15 protein-coding genes and 1 tRNA gene are annotated in these 19,416 nt (G+C 69.0%); 10 read left to right on the plus strand and 6 right to left on the minus strand.

Features of this window, described 5'->3' with window-relative positions; all coding sequences use genetic code 11:
• The first annotated feature begins 30 nt into the window (after positions 1–30).
• Genes KYX17_RS26025 through KYX17_RS26035 form a run of 3 tightly spaced genes read left to right on the plus strand, consistent with a single transcriptional unit; the run spans position 31 to position 3,641 of the window.
• Complete coding sequence (locus KYX17_RS26025; protein ID WP_243231412.1) at positions 31–2,196, plus strand: RNA degradosome polyphosphate kinase; 2,166 nt, start codon at positions 31–33, stop codon at positions 2,194–2,196.
• Complete coding sequence (locus KYX17_RS26030) at positions 2,193–3,131, plus strand: NUDIX domain-containing protein (protein WP_243231415.1); 939 nt, start codon at positions 2,193–2,195, stop codon at positions 3,129–3,131. The genes KYX17_RS26025 and KYX17_RS26030 overlap by 4 nt, the downstream gene beginning before the upstream one ends.
• 3 nt (positions 3,132–3,134) lie before the next feature.
• Positions 3,135–3,641 (plus strand): 4'-phosphopantetheinyl transferase superfamily protein, encoded by a 507-nt coding sequence (locus KYX17_RS26035; protein WP_243231417.1) that lies wholly within the window; start codon positions 3,135–3,137, stop codon positions 3,639–3,641.
• On the opposite strand, the gene KYX17_RS26040 is transcribed toward KYX17_RS26035, so the two are convergent.
• Both KYX17_RS26040 and KYX17_RS26045 read right to left on the minus strand, forming a co-directional pair.
• Entirely contained in the window at positions 3,592–4,869 is a 1,278-nt protein-coding gene (locus KYX17_RS26040; RefSeq protein ID WP_243231420.1) for a M1 family metallopeptidase, read from the minus strand. The two genes, KYX17_RS26035 and KYX17_RS26040, sit on opposite strands and share 50 nt — an antisense overlap.
• The gene (locus KYX17_RS26045; protein WP_243231422.1) at positions 4,866–8,798 is read right to left on the minus strand and encodes a Pls/PosA family non-ribosomal peptide synthetase; all 3,933 of its coding nucleotides are present in this window, start codon (positions 8,796–8,798) and stop codon (positions 4,866–4,868) included. The genes KYX17_RS26040 and KYX17_RS26045 overlap by 4 nt, the downstream gene beginning before the upstream one ends.
• Before the next feature lie 182 nt (positions 8,799–8,980).
• Here KYX17_RS26045 and pstS point away from each other — a divergent pair, with 182 nt between their 5' ends.
• The 4 genes from pstS to pstB all read left to right on the plus strand — a co-directional run bounded on the left by pstS (position 8,981) and on the right by pstB (position 13,016).
• Positions 8,981–10,093: a phosphate ABC transporter substrate-binding protein PstS gene (gene pstS / locus KYX17_RS26050; protein ID WP_243231423.1), complete on the plus strand. Its 1,113-nt coding sequence runs from the start codon at positions 8,981–8,983 to the stop codon at positions 10,091–10,093.
• Positions 10,094–10,171: 78 nt separating this feature from the next.
• Positions 10,172–11,119 carry a phosphate ABC transporter permease subunit PstC gene (gene pstC / locus KYX17_RS26055; protein ID WP_243231426.1) on the plus strand — a complete coding sequence of 316 codons (948 nt, stop codon included), beginning with the start codon at positions 10,172–10,174 and terminating at the stop codon, positions 11,117–11,119.
• Position 11,120: 1 nt separating this feature from the next.
• Positions 11,121–12,212 (plus strand): phosphate ABC transporter permease PstA, encoded by a 1,092-nt coding sequence (pstA, locus tag KYX17_RS26060; protein WP_243231428.1) that lies wholly within the window; start codon positions 11,121–11,123, stop codon positions 12,210–12,212.
• 24 nt (positions 12,213–12,236) lie between these two features.
• A complete protein-coding gene (gene pstB / locus KYX17_RS26065) occupies positions 12,237–13,016 on the plus strand; it encodes a phosphate ABC transporter ATP-binding protein PstB (RefSeq protein ID WP_137417695.1) in 780 nt (259 codons plus the stop codon).
• A gap of 228 nt (positions 13,017–13,244) precedes the next feature.
• On the opposite strand, the gene KYX17_RS26070 is transcribed toward pstB, so the two are convergent.
• Together KYX17_RS26070 and KYX17_RS26080 are read right to left on the minus strand one after the other, a co-directional pair.
• Complete coding sequence (locus KYX17_RS26070; protein ID WP_243231430.1) at positions 13,245–14,129, minus strand: aminodeoxychorismate lyase; 885 nt, start codon at positions 14,127–14,129, stop codon at positions 13,245–13,247.
• A 720-nt stretch (positions 14,130–14,849) separates the two neighbouring features.
• Positions 14,850–14,925 (minus strand) — tRNA-Lys (locus KYX17_RS26080).
• 89 nt (positions 14,926–15,014) lie between these two features.
• Between KYX17_RS26080 and KYX17_RS26085 the strand changes: the two genes are divergently transcribed.
• Positions 15,015–15,653: a DNA-directed RNA polymerase subunit beta gene (locus KYX17_RS26085; RefSeq protein ID WP_243231436.1), complete on the plus strand. Its 639-nt coding sequence runs from the start codon at positions 15,015–15,017 to the stop codon at positions 15,651–15,653.
• Positions 15,654–15,701: 48 nt separating this feature from the next.
• Here KYX17_RS26085 and KYX17_RS26090 read toward each other — a convergent pair whose 3' ends face one another.
• The gene (locus KYX17_RS26090) at positions 15,702–16,097 is read right to left on the minus strand and encodes a MarR family winged helix-turn-helix transcriptional regulator (RefSeq protein ID WP_243231437.1); all 396 of its coding nucleotides are present in this window, start codon (positions 16,095–16,097) and stop codon (positions 15,702–15,704) included.
• Between the two features lie 76 nt (positions 16,098–16,173).
• Between KYX17_RS26090 and KYX17_RS26095 the strand changes: the two genes are divergently transcribed.
• Positions 16,174–16,725 carry a helix-turn-helix domain-containing protein gene (locus tag KYX17_RS26095; protein WP_243231448.1) on the plus strand — a complete coding sequence of 184 codons (552 nt, stop codon included), beginning with the start codon at positions 16,174–16,176 and terminating at the stop codon, positions 16,723–16,725.
• A complete protein-coding gene (locus KYX17_RS26100) occupies positions 16,715–17,203 on the plus strand; it encodes a YbaK/EbsC family protein (RefSeq protein WP_243231449.1) in 489 nt (162 codons plus the stop codon). Before KYX17_RS26095 ends, KYX17_RS26100 begins: the two co-directional genes overlap by 11 nt.
• 21 nt (positions 17,204–17,224) lie before the next feature.
• Here KYX17_RS26100 and KYX17_RS26105 read toward each other — a convergent pair whose 3' ends face one another.
• On the minus strand, positions 17,225–19,327 hold the full coding sequence (locus KYX17_RS26105; RefSeq protein WP_374208992.1) for a heavy metal translocating P-type ATPase: 2,103 nt from the start codon (positions 19,325–19,327) through the stop codon (positions 17,225–17,227).
• Positions 19,328–19,416: the final 89 nt, after the last annotated feature.

Genomic DNA, 19,416 nt, shown 5'->3' on the forward strand with positions numbered 1-19,416 from the left:
CGTGTCACCTCTGGCTGCAAGGATGTGGGAATGATCTCCGACGTGATGCTCGATGCGGGCCTGGGCGATGCCGACGACGACGACTTTGACGTCACCGACGGCGGTGACACCGAGCTGCCCGAGGCGCGGTATCTGGATCGTGAGCTGAGCTGGCTGGCGTTCAACCAGCGTGTGCTGGAGCTCGCGGAGGACCCGTCCGTGCCGACGCTGGAGCGAGCGAACTTCCTCGCCATCTTCGGCAGCAACCTCGACGAGTTCTTCATGGTGCGCGTCGCGGGACTCAAGCGCCGCATCATCACGGGCCTCGCGGTGCCGACGAACGTCGGCCGCGCAGCCCAGGACGTCCTCGCCGACATCTCCCGGGAGGCCCACGCGCTCCAGCTGCGTCACGCCGAGGCCTGGCAGCACCTCGTGCGACCCGCACTGGCGGATTCCGGCATCGAGGTGATCGGGTGGGGCGATCTCGACGAAGACGACCGTCTGCGCCTGTCCGACTACTTCCAGTCGCAGGTATTCCCGGTGCTCATGCCGCTCGCGGTGGATCCGGCGCACCCCTTCCCCTACATCTCCGGTCTCTCGCTGAACCTGGCGATCCGCATCCGCAACGCGAAGACGGGCCGCCAGGAGTTCGCGCGCTTGAAAGTGCCGCCCATGCTGCCGCGGTTCGTCGAGGTGTCTCGTGTCGGCGAGCGGGTGCGCTACCTCGCGCTCGAGGATCTGATCGCCAACCACCTCTCGGACTTGTTCCCGGGTATGGAGATCCTCGACCACCACGCCTTCCGCCTCACCCGCAACGAAGACATGGTGATCGAAGAGGACGAGACCGAGAACCTCATCCAGGCGCTCGAGGCTGAGCTCATGCGCCGCCGTTTCGGACCGCCGATCCGCCTCGAGATCACCGACGACATGGACGAGCTCACCCTCGACCTGCTCATCAAAGAGCTCGACATCACCGAGCAGGAGGTCTATCGCCTCCCCGGCCCGCTGGATCTGCGGGGACTCTTCGACCTGTCGCGCATCGACCGTCCCGACCTGCACTACCCGCCGCACGTTCCCACGACGGCGCTGGCGTTCCAGCCGGGCGACAACAACGAGCGTGCCGACATCTTCGCCGCCATCCGCAAGGGCGATGTGCTCGTGCACCACCCGTATGAGTCCTTCGCCACCAGCGTGCAGGCCTTCCTCGAGCAGGCGGCGAAAGACCCGCACGTGCTCGCGATCAAGCAGACGCTGTATCGCACCTCGGGCGACAGCCCGATCGTTCAGGCGCTGATCGACGCTGCCGAGGCCGGTAAGCAGGTTCTGGCCCTCGTCGAAGTCAAGGCGCGCTTCGATGAGGCGAACAACATCGTGTGGGCCCGCAAGCTCGAGAAGGCAGGCGTGCATGTGGTCTACGGTCTCGTCGGGCTGAAGACGCACTGCAAGCTCGCCCTCGTCATCCGCGAGGAGAACGGCGTGCTGCGCAGCTACTGCCACGTGGGCACCGGCAACTACAACCCGAAGACCAGCCGCATCTACGAGGACTTCGGCCTGTTCACCGCGAGCGACGAGGTCGGCCGCGACCTCACCCGCCTGTTCAACGAGCTGAGCGGATACGCGATCGAGAAGAAGTTCAAGCGGCTGCTCGTCGCGCCGTTGCACCTGCGCAAGGGTCTCGTCCGTCTCATCGAGCGCGAGCGCAAGCACGCCCTCGACGGCAAGAGTTCCGGCATCCGCATCAAGGTCAACTCGATGGTCGATGAACAGATCATCGACGCGCTCTATCGAGCCAGTCGCGCCGGTGTTCCGGTCGAGATCTGGGTGCGCGGCATCTGTAGCATCCGTCCCGGCGTCGAGGGGCTGAGCGAGAACATCACGGTGCGCTCGATCCTCGGCCGCTACCTCGAGCACTCCCGGATCTTCGCGTTCGACAACGACGGCGACCCCGAGACCTACATCGGCTCGGCCGACATGATGCACCGCAACCTCGACCGCCGCGTGGAAGCGCTCGTACGCATCACGGCGCCCGCGCAGATCGCCGAGCTGAGCGAGCTGTTCTCGCTCGCCATGAGCGAGAACACGAGCTCCTGGTGGCTCGCCGGCGACGGCACCTGGACGCGGCATTCCACAGACGCCGAGGGCAAGGCGCTCGTCGACCTGCAAGACAAGACGATGTTCCAGGTGCAGCGTCGTCGGCGCTCGAGGGCGGTGCGATGACGCACACCGCCGTCTATGCCGCGGGCGGAATCGTCTGGCGCCGGGTCGAGGACAAGCTGAAGATCCTCCTCATCCATCGCACCCGGTACCGCGACGTCACCCTTCCGAAGGGAAAGGTCGACCCCGGCGAGGCACTGGTGGAGACGGCCGTGCGCGAGATCTTCGAGGAGACCGGCATCGCCGTCTCACTCGGACTCCCGGTCGGCGTCTCCCGCTACACGCTGCCCAGCCGGCGCGAGAAGATCGTGCACTACTGGTCGGCGGAGGCCACCGACGCCGCGATCCGTGGGTCCGCGTTCGTGCCCAACAAGGAGATCGCGGCCATCGAGTGGGTGAGCCCGAAGAAGGCGCTCACCTACCTCAGCTACCCGGTCGACGTGGAGATCGTGGAGAACTTCCTCCGCTTCGTCGACGACGGCGTGCTGGAGACGTTCCCGATCGTCGTGCTGCGCCACGCGAAGGCCACCCCGCGCGACGAGTGGTCGAAATCCGATGCGTCCCGTCCCCTCACCGCGCGCGGACGCAAGCAGGCGGAGGCGATCGTCGGACCGCTGGCCTCGTTCGGCATCCGTCGGATCGTGTCGTCGGATGCGGTCCGCTGCACCGAGACCGTCGCTCCCCTGGCTGCCGCCCTCGGACGCTCGATCAAGACGAGCGAGCTCATCAGCCAGGATGCGTGGGAAGAGGGCCGCTCTGACGCCCGCACGGTCGTCGGCAAGCGGGTGCGCTCGCGCAAGCCCGCCGTGGTGTGCAGCCACGGGCCTGTGCTGCCCGACATCCTGCACGAGCTGGCCCTCGCGACCGGCACGCTGCGCGGCTCGTATCTCGGCAGCGCCTCCGCGCTGGAGGTCGGCGGCTTCTCCGTGGTGCACCTGTCGCGCACGAACCCCGGTTCCGGCATCGCCGCGATCGAGACGCACCTGCCGAAGGTCTGACACGTGCCGCACGCGATCCGCGTGGTGTGGACGACACGAGAGGGCGCTGACCGTCGCGCGGTCGCCGCCCGCCTCGTCTTCGAAGCCACGGGGCGCACCCTCCGGCACGGCCCGTGCAGCAGGTGCGGCGGGAACCACGGGCGACCCGGCCTCGAGGGAGGCGGGTCGGTCTCTCTCGCCTATTCCGGCGATCTCGTGGTGGCGGCGCTGGCCGACGATGGCGACATCGGTGTCGACGTCGAGGAAGGGTCCGCGGGCGCACCGACGCGACTCGAGCGGCTCGCTCCGGGCTCCACGCTGCGCGACTGGACGAGGTTCGAGGCGGCGGCCAAGGCGGTGGGGGCGGATCTGCGTGGCGGAGTACATCTGCCGGCCGTCGTCGAGCCAGACGGCTGGCGGACGGTCGTCGCCGATCGCGCGGTGCACGGCTGTGAGGCCGACGCCCCCGCCGGATTCGTGATCAGCGTCGCGCGAGCCGAGGCAGCGGAGCCTGATCGATCCAGGAGCTGAGCACTGCCGCCGAGCGGTCGTCCAACAGGCCGCGGAAGTCGTCGGTGGCGACCAGACCGTGCCGATGGACGGCGGTCCAGGCGCGCAACAGCTCGAAGAACGCCGCGTCGCCCAGGTGCAGCCGGAGGGCGTGCAGGGCGAGGGCGCCGCGCTTGTACACCCGATCATCGAACAGTCGAGTCGCGCCGGGATCGGCGATCACGAGGTCCTGCGGCTCGCCGGCCAGCTGTCGCAGATGGGCGCGCGCGCAGGCGTCGGCATCCGGTCCGCCAGATGCCTCCGACCACAGCCACTCGGCGTAGCAGGCGAAGCCCTCGTTGAGCCAGATGTCCTGCCAACGTGCGATGCCGACGCTGTTTCCGAACCACTGGTGCGCGAGTTCGTGCGCCACGAGTCGCTCGCTCGCCGCATCCAGATGATTCGCGCCGAACACCGCCATCCCCTGCGATTCGAGCGGGATCTCGAGATCGTCGGCGGTCACCACGACGCGGTACTGGCTCTGCGGGTACGGCCCGAACCGCTCGGTGAACGCCGCGATCATCCGCGGCAGATCGGCGAAGGCCTCGCTGGCGGACGCTCGCAGCGCCGCGGGAGCCCACAGCTCCACGGGAACGGACGCGGGGATCTCGGTGCGCGCGTATCGACCGATCTGCACCGCCGCCAGGTACGTGGCGGTGGGAACGTCACAGACGTACTCCACCACCCGACGCCGCCCCTGCACCTGATCCAGCATGCGCGTGCCCACTGCGACGGCCGTGTACTCCCGGTCGGTGGCGATCCGCATCCGCATCCGGGCGCGATTGTCGGGGCGGTCGTTGCAGGGGAACCACGTCGCCGCCCCGGTCGGCTGGTTCGCGACGAGCGCTCCGTCGGCCAGTTCCTCCCAGCCGATGGTGCCCCACGTCGAACGTCTCGGCGCGGGTGATCCCTCGTAGCGCACCTCGACGGTGAACGTCTCCCCCGCCGCGACGTCGCGACCGAACCCGATCTGCAGGTGCTGCGCACCCTGGCGCTGTACGGCCGGGGTCGCGCCGTCGACGCGGACCCTGGTAGCGCGCATCCCGATGAGGTCCAGGCTCACGCCGCGCAGGTCGATCAACGCGGTCGCCTCGATCGTCGCGGTGCCGCTCAGGCGGTTCGTGCGCACGCGGTAGTCGAGGTCGAGATCGTAGGAGACGACGTCGTACGTGACGTCGCCGCTGCGTGGAGCGTAGGCGTCGCCGGTCACGAGGTGGACTGGTAGGCACGCACCTTGACCGCGCGCCACGGGCCGATGGGGTTGCCGCTCCAGCGGGTGCCGACGGGCACCGTCTCGCCGCGCATCACCAGGGATGCGGGGCCGACGGTCGCGTCGGCGCCGATGACGGCGGCAGGCAGGATCACGCTGTGCGGGCCCAGCGTCGCGCCGGGTTCGAGCTCTACGGTGTCCATGCTCATGATTCGATCATGGAACAGGTGGGTCTGCACGACGCATCCCCGGTTGACCGTCGCCCCGTCGCCGAGGGTGACCAGATCGGGTTCCGGGAGCCAGTACGAATCGCACCAGACCCCGGTGCCGATGCGCGCCCCCATCGCCCGCAGCCACACCGCCAGGGCGGGCGTGCCGACGGCCCCGCGTGCGAACCACATCGCCGCCACCATCTCGGTGAACGTGTCGACGACCTCCGTGCGCCACACGAAGCTCGACCACAGCGGCTGCTCACCGGCGCGGATGGGACCGACGATCGTCCACTTGGCGACGACGGTGACCGCAGCCGCCACGGCGCCTGCACCCAGCAACACGATCCCCGACAGCAGCAGTGCCCACAGCCAGCCGAGCCAGCTCGTGAGTGCGGCGAGCGCGAAGAGCACCGACAGCCCGATCGCGCAGGTCACGACCACGGGGACGAACCGGCACAGCTCCCACAGCGCCCGCGCGAGGCGCAGACCGGGCGTCGGGCGGTACGTGCGCGACTCGTCCGCTTCAGTGACGGCACGGCGAAGGCGCACCGCGGGCGAGCCCAGCCACGACGATCCCGGCTTCGCCTTGCGTGGTGCCGATGACAGCACCGCCACCAGCCCGTCCCGCGGCACGCGGTGGCCCGGCGCCGCCATCCCGGAGTTTCCCAGGAAGGCGCGCTTCCCGATGCGCACGGTGCCCAACCGCATCCACCCGGCGTGCAGTTCGTACGAGGCCACCATCGTGTCGTCGGCCAGGAACGCGCCGTCCTCGATCCGGGTCAGCGACGGCAGCAGGAGCACCGTCGACGCCTCGACGTCGCGCCCGACGCGGGCGCCCAGCATCCGGAGCCAGACGGGTGTGAACAAGCTCGAGTAGAGCGGGAAGAGGATGGTGCGCGATGCGTCCAGAAGACGCTCGATCGTCCACGCCTGCCACGCCACCCGGCTGCGCACGGGGTACGTGCCCGCCACGAGTCCGATCGAGAGCAGGCGCACCGCGACCACGACGACGCCGGCGAGCACGAGACCGCACACGAGCACAGCGGGCACGAGCCACACCAGCGCCGCACCGAAGGCGGCCGACAACGACGGGGCACCGTGCACCCCTGCGGCCAGGACGACCGCGCCGCAGAGGATGGCGAACACTGGGAGCACGGCCAATGCCAAAGCCGACGCGCCGTAGGCCCACATCCACCGGTGCGGAGTCGGCGGCCGTTCTGCGGGCCAATCCTCCGCGACCGCACCCACACGGACCGCGGGAGAGCCCGCCCAGGTCTGCGCCGCACGCACCCGTCCGAACACGGCCGATCCGGGCGCGATCTCCGCGCGCTGGCCGATGCGGGTGCCCGGAGCGAGGGTGCTGCGTGCGCCGACGGTCGCCGCGGCGCCGATGCGGATGGCGCCCACGCGCAACAGGTCGCCGTCGATCCAGTAGCCACGCAGATCCACCTCGGGCTCGATGGAGGCGCCGTCGCCCACCTCGAGCATCCCGGTGACGGGAGGCAGCGTGTGCAGATCGACGTCACGACCGATCCGCGCCCCCAGCGCACGGGCGTAGTAGGTGATCCAGGGCGCACCGGCGAGGCCCACCGCATCCACCTGGTCGGCGATCTGCTCCGCCAGCCACACCCGCAGATGGACCGCTCCCCCGCGCGGGTAATCGCCCGGGCGCAGTCCCGCGAGCAGGACGCGGGCGGATGCGGCGGCGAGCGCCATCCGACCGAACGGCGTCGCGAACAGGAGCCACCCGACCACGAGCAGCCAGACCGGCGCCGTCGGGAGGGCATCGAAGCCCGGGAAGAGGTTGAGGACCGTGCCCGCGGTGAGGATGTAGAGCAGCCATCGCACGCCGGACAGGATGAACAACGGCGCTCCCGCCAGCGTCTGCAACCACTGCGTCGCGCGCGGCGTCGGCTCGGGGCGTCGGTACTCCCCGAGCTCCGCATCCGGGAGGAATGGTCCGAGCGCCTTGGCCATCGCCGACAGGCGCGGCATGTCGTAGATGTCGGCGACGGCGAACTCCGGCACGCGCGCACGGATGCGGGAGACAAGCTGCGCAGCGGCCAGCGAACCGCCACCGAGGTCGAAGAAGTCTGCCTTCGGGCCCGGCACCGGAACGCCCAGCACCGCCTGCCACTGCTCGGCCAGCCACGCCTCGGCGGGATCGAGTCCCGACGGCGGTGTCTCGACGCCCGGCAGGGGCCACGGCAACCCGGCCCGGTCGACCTTTCCCGACGTGCGCACGGGCAGCTCGTCGACGACGGCGAGAAGCGGCACGATCGCCGCCGGGAGGCTCTCCGCCAGACGCGCCCTGGCTTCTGCGCGGTCGAGCTCGACGCCCGGCTCCAGAACGAGGTAGCCCACCAGGACCGAGACAGCCGCCTCACTCTGCCGCACCGCCGCGGCCGCCGCGTGCACGCCCGGGAGCTCCTGCAGCGCGGACTCGACCTCGCCCAGTTCGATCCGCCGCCCGCCGACCTTCACCTGATCGTCGGCGCGCCCTTGGAACACGAGGCCCGCGCGCTCGAAGCGGACGAGGTCACCCGAGCGGTACGCGCGCTCCCACCCCAGGGACGGCATGGGCGCGTACTTCTCCGCGTCCTTGAGCGGATCGAGATAGCGCGCCAAACCGACGCCGCCGATGATCAGCTCACCCACCTCGCCCTCGGCCACGCGGGCGCCATCGGCGTCGATCACGGCGAGCATCCACCCGTCCAGCGGCAGGCCGATCCGAACCGGGGTCGTGCCGTCCATGAGTGAACCGCAGGCGACCACCGTCGCCTCGGTCGGGCCATACGTGTTCCACACTTCACGGCCCTCGGCCTGAAGGCGTGCGGCGAGTTCGGGAGGGCAGGCCTCCCCGCCGAAGATGAGCAGCCGCACATTCTCGATGGCGTCCACCGGCCACATCGCCGCGAGCGTCGGCACCGTCGAGACGACGGTGATCCCCTGACGTATCAGCCACGGCGCGAGGTCCTCTCCCGAACGCACGAGCGAACGAGGAGCGGGCACGAGGCAGGCACCGTGTCGCCAGGCCAGCCACATCTCCTCACAGGACGCGTCGAAGGCGACCGAGAGACCCGCCAGCACCCGATCGCCCGGTCCGAGGGGCGCGTCCTGGAGGAACATGCGCGCCTCAGCATCCACGAACGCCGCAGCGGACCGGTGGCTCACCGCCACTCCCTTCGGCACTCCCGTCGAGCCGGAGGTGAAGATGATCCACGCATCGTCGTCGACCGTCACGTCAGGAACCGCGTCGAAAGCACGCGTCGACGGATGCGGTACGTCCCCGTCGTAGAGCTCGGCCGCGGGTGTCGAGCCCTCCGAAGACACGTACACACCACCGGCGCCGATCACACCGACGACACGCGCCTCACCGAACACGAGACGCGCACGCTCGTCGGGGTCGTCCGCATCCACGGGCACGTATGCAGCTCCGGCGACGAGCACACCGAGGATCGCGATGTACAGATCCTTCGACCCCGACGGCATGCGCACACCCACCCGGTCGCCCCGGCGCACGCCCGCGGCGATCAGGCGCGCCGCCGTACGACTGACGTGCGCCGAAAGCTCGGCATAACTCAAGGCTCCCGAACCGTCGTCGATCGCCGACGCCTCCGGATGACGTCTGGCGCTCGCGCGCAGGATGTCCACCAGTGTGCGAGGCGCCGGCGCCTGGGCAGATCGGTCCAGAACGGCCTGTGAATCGGAGGGCATGCGCCGAAAGTAGGGAGGGCGGGTGAACGAATGGTGTCGCCACGCGCTCGCGCGACCGCATCCGCCTCGCTTCGTTCACCTTCCGTTCACCCGCACAGCGGACGCTGGTAAACGCACCTGCTTAGCGTCTTCGGCGAGCCCTGCACCGGGCCCGTTAACCCTGACACGTGAAGGATTTCACAGTGAAGATCACCCGCATCGCCCAGGTGGGCGCCATCGCCGCCATCGCGGCACTCGCGCTCGCCGGCTGCGCCGCGAACGAAGCACCCGCAGGCACCGAGAGCTCCGCCGGCTCCGAGTCGTCGCTGCCCACCGGTCTCTCCGGCACCCTGAACGGCTCCGGCGCCACGTCGCAGCAGGTCGCCATCCAGTCCTGGACGCAGCTGCTGCAGACGGCCAACGCCGACCTCACCGTCAACTACGACCCGCAGGGTTCGGGCACCGGCCGCGAGTCGTTCCAGTCGGGCGCCGTGCAGTTCGCCGGCTCCGACCGCGCGTTCAAGAAGGACGAGATCACCGCCGGTCCGTTCAGCGCCTGCGCCCCCGACTCCGGCCTCGTCGAGATCCCGGCCTACGTGTCGCCGATCGCGATCATCTTCAACGTCGAGGGCGTCGACGAGCTCAACCTCGACCCCGCCACGATCGCGGGCATCTTCGCCGGCACGATCACCAACTGGAACGACCCGGCTATCGCCGCGACCAACGAGGACGCGACGCTGCCCGACCTGGCGATCACGCCCGTGCATCGCTCCGACAAGTCGGGCACGACCGGCAACTTCACCGACTACCTCTCCAAGACCGACGCCACCGGCTGGACCTACGGCTCCGTCGAGGAGTGGCCGATCTCGGGCGGCGAGGCTGCCCAGGGCACCTCGGGCGTCGTCAACGCCGTCAAGGGCGGCAACGGCACGATCGGTTACGCCGACTCGTCGCAGGCCGCAGGCATCTCGTCGGTCGCCGTCAAGGTGGGCGATGAGTTCGTCGCGCACTCCGCCGAGGGTGCGGCCACGGCCGTCGACGCCTCGCCGTTCGAGGACGGCCGCGGCGACAACGACCTCGCCATCACGATCGACCGCACCACGACCGAGGCCGGCGCCTACCCCGTCGTCCTCATCAGCTACCTGATCGGTTGCGAGGAGTACACCGACGCCGCTGCGGCGAAGCTCGTCCAGGGCTTCTTCACGACGGCGATCAGCGAGGAGGGCCAGGAGTCCGCCGCCAAGAACGCCGGCAGCGCCCCCATCTCCGACACGCTGCGCGAGCGCGCTCAGAAGGCCATCGACGCCATCTCCTGACACGCACAAAGCGGCCCCGGGTTCATCCCCGGGGCCGCTTTGGCCCGTCCTGACCCGAACACGACGAGAAAGCGATAGATGACAGCCACCGCCGCGGGACCCACCCGCCCCGCTGCCAAGCGGCGCCCCGGAGACATCTGGTTCTCCGGCTCCGCTCTGGCCGCCGGCAGCATGATCCTGGTGACGCTCGCCGCCGTGGCGATCTTCCTCATCATCCAGTCGATCCCGGCTCTCGGAGCAGACGCCTCCCAGGCATCGCTGCTCTCCTCTAACTTCTGGGCCTATGTCGCGCCGCTGCTGTTCGGCACGGCCTGGGCCGCCTTCCTCGCCCTGCTGATGGCCGTTCCGCTGTCGCTGGGCGTCGCCCTTTTCATCACCCACTACGCGCCGCGCCGACTCGCGCAGGGTCTCGGCTACATCGTCGACCTGCTGGCCGCGGTGCCCTCCGTCGTGTTCGGACTCTGGGGCATCCTCGTGCTCGCTCCCGCCGTGCAGCCGGTGTACTCCTGGCTGAGCGACAACGCCGGGTGGTTCCCGCTCTTCTCCGGCGATGTCTCGGCCACGGGCCGCACGATCTTCACCGCGGGCATCGTGCTCGCCGTCATGGTGGTGCCGATCATCACCGCCATCTGCCGCGAGGTGTTCCTGCAGACGCCGAAGCTGCACGAAGAAGCCGCACTCGCCCTCGGCGCGACCCGCTGGGAGATGATCCGGATGGCCGTGCTGCCCTTCGGCCGCTCCGGCATCGTCTCGGGCGCGATGCTGGGTCTCGGCCGTGCTCTCGGCGAGACCATGGCGGTCGCCATGGTGCTCTCGACCACGGGCGCCGTCACCTGGCAGCTGTTCACCTCTCAGAACCCCTCGACGATCGCCGCGAACATCGCGCTGACCTTCCCCGAGGCCTACGGCACGAACATCAACGTGCTCATCGCGACCGGCCTCATCCTGTTCATCGTGACCTTCGTGGTCAACGCCATCGCGCGCTGGATCGTCAGCCGCCGCAAGGAATTCTCGGGGGCGAACTGACATGACGATCACCGAATCCGCTGCACCCGCGCGTACCGCATCCGGCGCACAGCTGCGCGCCGGACACCTGGCCCGTTGGTTCCCCTGGGTGCTGCTGGGCGCTTCCCTCGGTGCGATGTTCGCCGTCTTCGCGATCCTCGGCACCGCGACGGGCGACGGGATCAACGTCGCCGGCTGGCTCGTCTCGGCGGCGCTGATCTACCTCGCGCTCATCACGGTCATCTCCACGATCGTCGAGGGCAGCCGCAAGGCCGTCGACCGTCTCGTCACCGGCATCGTCACCAGCGCCTTCCTCATCGCGATGGTGCCGCTCGTCTCGGTAGCCTGGACCGTCATCGCCAACGGTGTCGCCCGCTTCGACGCGACGTTCTTCTCCTCCTCGATGCGCAACGTCGTCGGTGAGGGCGGCGGCATCGTGCACGCCATCTGGGGAACGGTGCTGATCACGCTCGCCGCAGCGATCATCTCCATCCCGATCGGACTGCTCACCTCGATCTATCTCGTCGAATACGGCCGCGGCAGACTCGCCCAGGCGATCACCTTCCTCGTCGACGTCATGACCGGCATCCCCTCGATCGTGGCGGGTCTGTTCGCCTACGCGCTGTTCGCGCTGTTCTTCGGGCCCGGTATCCGCATGGGCATCATGGGCGCTGTGGCGCTCGCCGTGCTGATGATCCCGGTCGTCGTGCGCTCCAGCGAGGAGATGCTGCGACTCGTGCCCAATGAGCTGCGCGAGGCGTCGTACGCCCTCGGTGTGCCGAAGTGGCTGACCATCGTGAAGGTCGTGCTGCCGACCGCGATCGCGGGCATCACCACGGGTGTCATGCTCTCGATCTCCCGCGTCATCGGTGAGACCGCGCCGTTGCTGATCACGGCCGGCTTCACCGACTCGCTCAACTACAACCTCTTCGACGGCCGCATGCAGACACTGCCGGTCTTCGTCTACACGCAGTACGCGAACCAGGGCATCCCGCCCGAGGCGTACTGGGATCGGGCCTGGGCGGCCGCCCTCACCCTGATCCTCATCGTCATGCTCCTCAACCTCGTCGCCCGGATCGTCGCGAAGGTCTTCGCGCCGAAGACCGGCCGCTGATCTCCCGAGAGAAAGAACCCCTTCGTGTCAAAGAGCATCGAAGTCAACGACCTCAACGTCTACTACGGCGACTTCCTCGCCGTCGAGGGCGTCGGCCTCCACATCCAGCCGCGCAGCGTCACGGCCTTCATCGGCCCGTCCGGATGCGGCAAGTCCACGTTCCTTCGCACCCTCAACCGCATGCACGAGGTGATCCCCGGCGCGCGCGTCGAGGGTGAGGTGCTGCTGGACGGCGAGAACCTCTACGGCCAGGGCGTCGACCCCGTGCTGGTGCGTCGCCAGATCGGCATGGTCTTCCAGCGCCCGAACCCGTTCCCCACGATGTCGATCCGCGAGAACGTGCTGGCCGGCGTGAAGCTGAACAACAAGCGCATCTCGAAGTCGGACGCGGACGCGCTCGTCGAGAAGTCGCTGCAGGGCGCCAACCTCTGGAACGAGGTCAAGGACCGCCTCGACAAGCCGGGCTCCGGCCTCTCCGGCGGTCAGCAGCAGCGTCTGTGCATCGCGCGTGCGATCGCCGTCTCCCCCGACGTGCTGCTGATGGACGAGCCCTGCTCGGCCCTCGACCCGATCTCGACCTACGCGATCGAGGAGCTGATCGACGAGCTCAAGAGCGAGTACACGATCGTGATCGTGACGCACAACATGCAGCAGGCGTCGCGCGTGAGCGACAAGACCGCGTTCTTCAACATCGCCGGCACCGGCAAGCCCGGGAAGCTCATCGAGTACGACGACACCTCCACGATCTTCACGACGCCGAGCGTGCAGGCCACCGAGGACTACGTCTCCGGCCGCTTCGGTTGATCCGACGGCACCCGTGAAGGGGCGGTCGCGCTTCGGCGCGGCCGCCCCTTCCGCGTGGCCCCCGTTCTCCTGCCCGCGCCTGCGCCCCGGTTCCTCTGCCCGAGTTGCGTCGCAGATGCGCAGATGCGCCACTTCTCCGCATCCGCCACAGTCGATCACTGGCGCGGGTGCGCAAAATTGTGGCGCCTTGGCGCTGACGGGGTCGCGGAGCGAGCCGACGGATGCGGCTCAGTCGCGCGGCGAGAGCAGGTACGCGTTGAGCTCCGCGGTGAAGGCCGCGTCGTACGACAGCGGCGCGCCGTCGACCGAGGTGATGCCGGCGGCGAGGCGCACGCTGGAGACGAGCCATGCCGCATCCGCTTCGCGTAGCGCGTCGACGCCGAGCGTGGCGTAGTCGGTCTCGAAACCGCGCTCGGCGAGGTGCGCGAACAGGCTGAGCTGCGTCGTGCCGTGCAGGATGCCCGCGCCGGGCGCGGGAGTGACGAACCGGTCCCCCTGACGAAGCACGAGAGAGGATGTGGGGCCCTCGAGCAGCACGCCGTCGCTCGTGACGAAGACGGCGTCGTCCGCATCCCGTCGGTGAGCCTCGCGAATCGCGGCCATGTTGGTCGCATACGACAGGGTCTTCGCGCCGAGCAGGAGCCACGGCGCACGCGCGGGGGCACCGCTGTCGTATCCGCGGTCGAGCAGGACGACCCGGATGCCGTCACGGCGCACACGGGTGTTGTCTGGCGCCTCGGCGACCGTCACCCAGGCCGTCGGCGTGGGGCCGTGCTCGACCCCCCGGCTCAGGATGAGCTTGATGACGCACTCCCCCGCCGGGCATTCGGATGCGGCCGCCGCGACGGCCTGCTCCCACTGCACGATGTTCGGCACGGGAAGATCGCACAGCCGCGCCGAGTGCGCGAGCCGCTCGAGGTGGGCGGACACCTCTTGAGCATGGCCGTCGACGACCCCGATCGACTCGAAGATGCCGTCGCCGCGCTGTGTGCTGAGCTCGCCCACGCTCAGCGCCGGCGCCGACGGATCGATCGGCGTGAACGTGCCGGAGAAGTCGGTGCGCGCGTCCTCGGATGCGGCGGGTGCGAGCAGGAGTGCGTATCGCCAGGCCATTCCCCGAGCCTACGCGGGCGGAATACCTCACTGCGAGGCTCCGTTACACTGGAACAGCCGGGCCGCAGTAACCCCGGGCTCCAACTTCTGCCGCTTCGAGCGGCCTTGCGCCGAGAGGCGTTTCTGCGGCCTGGCACTTACTTTTTCTCCCCGCAGCGCTGCAAGCCCAGCGGGGGACGGGTTCGCTCACCCGACCCCGCACTGACGGCCAAGGTCGATCGCGGCCCCATGCGGTAGCCGACCTCCGTGCACGGTGCACTCACTAGAGCCCTCGGTGCGCACCGAAAGTCTGCATCCGAACCTGGTTTCGATGGGTGTTCGCGCTCGCTCGTCACATCGCCCCCTCCCCGGCAACCCCTTGACATGTGATTCGTGGGGGCGTTCGCTGGCTCGCGCAGGGTCGGCTTCGCAGAGGCGCAGGACATCGAGCAACACCATCGGACCGGAGTGGACATGAAAGCAGTGGTGTACGAGGGACCCCGTCAGGTCAGCACGAAGGACGTCCCGGACGCGAAGATCGAGCGACCCACGGTCTCAGAGGGTTCAACCATGATGAATGTTAACCAGCGATAGACCGGTCGGAGCCCGTCGCGCGACTCGAGAAGGCGGCAGCTGAGTACACGGCGGACAAACTGAAGAGCGCCAGCCAAACGGCTGACGCTCTCGATGAAACGGCAAGCGACCTTTATCTTCAGGTCGTTTGTTCGAATAGTGCGGATGTGGTGGGCCCCGTGGGGCTCGAACCCACGACCCGCGGATTAAAAGTCCGATGCTCTACCGACTGAGCTAGAGGCCCGTAACCTCCAGCCTACTGTTTCGATAGAGCTCTGTTCGCCGCATCCGCTGCCCGTCGGTCGCGCACGGAGCGCGGGTACCCTTGAAGGGATGACTGACGAGCAGCGGCCCTTCCACAAGCCCATTCGGCGTCCCGCCGAACTGTTCGACCGCCTGTTCTCGGGCGACGATCCCGCCGAAGTATCGCGCATCGCGCACTCGACGGCCGCCGCTCTCCTCGCCCGCGTTCGCGCGGATCCGGATGCGGAGGTCGTCGATCGGCTGGTGTCCTTCGCGACCGAGCACGGCATCGACGATGTCGCCGAGTTGTGGTCGCGTGCACCTGCGCGCTCACTGCCGGGCGCGCTCTGGCGTCTCTACCTGCTCCAGGCGATGATCCATGATGACCCGCGCACCGCGGCGCTCCTGTACGAGCGGGGCCGTACGGCGCTCGCCTCGATCGATGACCTGGTCGCGGGCGCGCCGGCGCCGGCCGGGCCCGAAGAGCTCGTGGCGCTGATCGACATGATCCTGCGCGGACTCTTCGAGGGCGACTTCGCCGTCGCTCTCGAGCGTGCCGCAGCGTTCTGCCGCGTGACGGCGGCGGGCGCGGTGCAGCTCGCCGACGACTACGAGACGAGCGAGCCGGAGCGGGCCTCCTCCTTCACCACGCGGGCCCTTCGTCTGACCACCTACGCGGAGGACCTCACCGCATCCGCCTCGCTCTGGCGTCGCGACAACCTCACCTGACCCCTTCTTTCACCGCGAGACGGCATTTCGAGCACGAGATCACGGTGTTTACCCGTGGTCTCGTGCAGGAGATGCAGTCTCGCGGGGAAGGATGCGCGTCAGGGCATGACGGGCAGGGCGAGTGACGCCCGCCGGCTCAGCGCGCGGACGCCCTGAGAGAAACCCGGCTCGGTCGCCGGCCGATCCCTGTCGTTCAACGAGGCCCTGTTCGACCGCGCGGGAGACGAGCCGTGTCGCTCCGCCCGAGGTCACCACCCTGGCCTGCGCGATGTCCTTGACCGAGGTCCCCTCGTCCCCCGCTCTCGCGACGATGAGGAGCGGCTCGAGGATCGGATGCGTGAGGCCCGTCGCCTCCGCGAGCTCTTTGGCCAGCAGGTACTCGAATCCGTTAGCGGCGGCCAGCAGCCGGCCGAACAACAGGATGCGGGGGTCGTATGCGGCCACGCAGATGCAGCGCCGGCGAAGTTGCAGCGATCCACACCACACGCGTATCGTTCTGTTTCCAGAACGGTGGTGAACGATGGGTGATTCGGTCGGCGACCAGCTGCGGCGACTCCGCGAGGTGCGCGGCATGACGCTGTCCGAGCTCGCTCGGGTGAGTGGCATCGGCAAGGGCACGATCTCCGAACTGGAGAACGACCGGCGCGGGGCACGCCTCGACACCCTCTTCGCACTGACCACCGCGCTGGACGCACCTCTCGGCGCCCTCCTCCCCGGCCGCGGCGCGGACGCCGAGCCGGTCAGCGGCGCCTCGGTCTCCGCCACCCTGCTCGACAGATGGACTGTGGGCTCATCCCTGGTCGAGGCCTACCGCGCGACCCTCACGAGTGACCACCAGGAGTCCCGCGCTCACGCGCACGGCATCGAAGAGACGGTCACCGTCATCCGGGGGCGCGTCCTCGTCGGACCGACAGGCGCCGCGCAGGAGCTGCGCGCAGGCGAGAGCGTCCGTTATCCGGGGGACGCGCCGCATCGATTCCACGCGCTCGGCGATGCGGCGGACGTCATCCTGCTCATGCACTATCCACCGCGCACAGCCTCCGAGGAAGGACACCTCCCCCATGACCGATGACCAGCAGCTGCCCGAACGGAGCCGGATCGTCCAGCAGCACCTGACGGAGGCGGGGATCGTCTCGCAGGTGCGCGAGCTGCCCGACTCCACTCGCACGGCCGTCGACGCCGCCGCAGCACTCGGATGCGAGGTCGGAGCGATCGCGAGCAGCCTCCTGTTCCTGGCAGACGACGAACCGGTACTGGTGATGACCAGCGGTCGCCATCGCGTCGACACCGACATCCTGGCGGCTCAGCTGGCAGCGGCGACGATCGTCATGGCCTCGGCGAAGCAGGTGCGCGCGATCACCGGGCAGGCCATCGGTGGCGTGGCACCGGTGGGGCATCCCGCTCCGATCCGAACCGTGATCGACACCGCTTTGGCCGGCTACGAGACGATCTGGGCCGCGGGCGGCACGCCCCACACGGTCATGCCGCTGACGTTCGAACAGCTGACGGTGCTCACCCGCGGCACCCCTGTGCGGGTAGCCGAGGACTGAGCGGCGACTACCCCGCCGCGGCTACACCCGAGCGGCGTCGCCGAGGATCTCGCGGGTGCTCGTCTCCGGTCGCAGATCCAGACGACGCAGAAGCTGGGCGTTGATCGCCACCACCACGGTCGACGCCGACATCAGGATGGCCCCGACCGACATCGGCAGGACGAACCCCAGGGGCGCCAGCACGCCCGCCGCCAACGGCACCGAGAGGAGGTTGTAGCCCGCCGCCCACCAGAGGTTCTGCGCCATCTTCCGGTACGTCGCGCGCGAGAGCTGGATGACGGACAGCACCGAACGCGGATCCGAGCCGGCCAGGATCACGCCCGCCGAAGCGATCGCCACGTCGGTTCCGGCGCCGATCGCGATGCCGACGTCGGCCTGTGCGAGAGCGGGCGCATCGTTGACGCCATCGCCGACCATCGCGACGACCCGACCCTCGGACTGGAGATCTCTCACCCGGTCGGCCTTGTCCTCCGGGCGCACCCCCGCGAAGACGCGATCGATACCGAGCTCCCGGGCCACGGAATTCGCCACCGCCTCCGCGTCGCCGGTGATCATCACGACCTCGCGCTGCAGCGCGTGCAGCGCCTCGATCGCCTGACGAGATTCCTCACGCACGGCGTCAGCGAGGCGCAACGCACCGATGACCTCCCCGTCGGCGAGCACGTGCAGGATGATGGCGCCCTCTTCTCGCCAGGCATCGGCGACGGGCAGCTCCCGCACATTCTCTTCGCTGAGCAGATTCGGCCCACCCACCCGGATCGTCCTGCCGTCGACCGTGGCCGTCACGCCGACCGCCGGAGAGGATGCGGCATCCGATGCGCTCGGGATGCGTGCGCCGTGTTCGCGAGCAGAAGCGACGATGGCACGGGCGAGCGGATGCTCGGAATCCGCTTCGGCGGCGGCCGCCAGGGCGAGCACGTCGTTGGGCGTCAGCCGATCTGTGACCTCGACGCCGGTGACGGCGGGCTCCCCCTTCGTCAGCGTGCCGGTCTTGTCGAAGAGGACGGTGTTGACGGTGCGCATCCGCTCGAGCGCGAGTCGGTCCTTGATCAGGACGCCACCACGGGCAGCGCGCTCCGTCGCGATCGAGACGACAAGCGGAATGGCGAGACCGAGCGCGTGCGGGCAGGCGATGACGAGAACGGTGATCGTGCGTATCACCGCCTCGTCGGGCAGTCCGACCAGGGTCCAGACCACAGCCGTGATGACCGCAGCACCGAGGGCGAACCAGAACAACCAGGCCGCAGCCCGATCGGCGATCCGCTGTGCGCGCGACGACGAGTTCTGCGCCTCGGCGACGAGTCGCTGGATGCCGGCGAGAGTCGTACCGTCGCCGACCGCGGTGATCTCGACCCGGATGGATGAGTCGGTCGCAATGGTTCCCGCCACAACCGCCGCGCCTTCGGCGCGGGTCACCGTCCGAGACTCCCCCGTGATCATCGACTCGTCCATGCTGGCCGAACCGGCGATGACGCGGCCATCGGCCGGGACACGTCCGCCCGGGCGCACCAGCACGATGTCGCCGACCACGACATCGGAGGCGGCGACCGTTCGCGTGCCGCTCGCATCGACGATCTCGGCTTCGTCCGGAAGCAGCGCTGCCAGCGAGTCGAGTGCCGATGTGGTCTGCGCGAGCGAGCGCATCTCGATCCAGTGACCCAGCAGCATGATGACGATCAGAAGCGCCAGCTCCCACCAGAAGTCGAGCTCGTGATCGAGCAACCCGACGCTCGCGCCCAGCGACGCGACGAACGCGACCGTGATGGCGAGTGCGATGAGCAGCATCATCCCGGGTCGAAGCGTTCGCAGTTCGGAAACAGCGCCGGTGAGGAACGGCCATCCCCCCCAGAAGTACATGACTGCACCCAGCAGCGGCGAGACCCATCCGACCCATGCACCATCGGGAAGGGGGTAGCCCAGCAGCATCGAGAACATGCTCGAGAAGGCCACGACCGGCACCGCGATCACGAGCATCACCCAGAAGAGCCGACGGAACTGCGCGACGTGGTCACCGTGGCCTACGTGTCCACCGTGTGCGTGCTGTCCGTGCGCCATACCGGCGTGCTGGTCGTGGTTGTGGTGGCCCGCCTCATCGGCGTGGTGCGCCATGTGATCGTGTGACATCCTGCCCTCCCTCGACGAACAACGTCCGCGGAGACAGAATACCCCCCTGGGGTATCCCAGGCGCAAGGCGCACACAGAGACGGGGCGAG

It is taken from the genome of Microbacterium sp. CIAB417 (assembly GCF_022788845.1).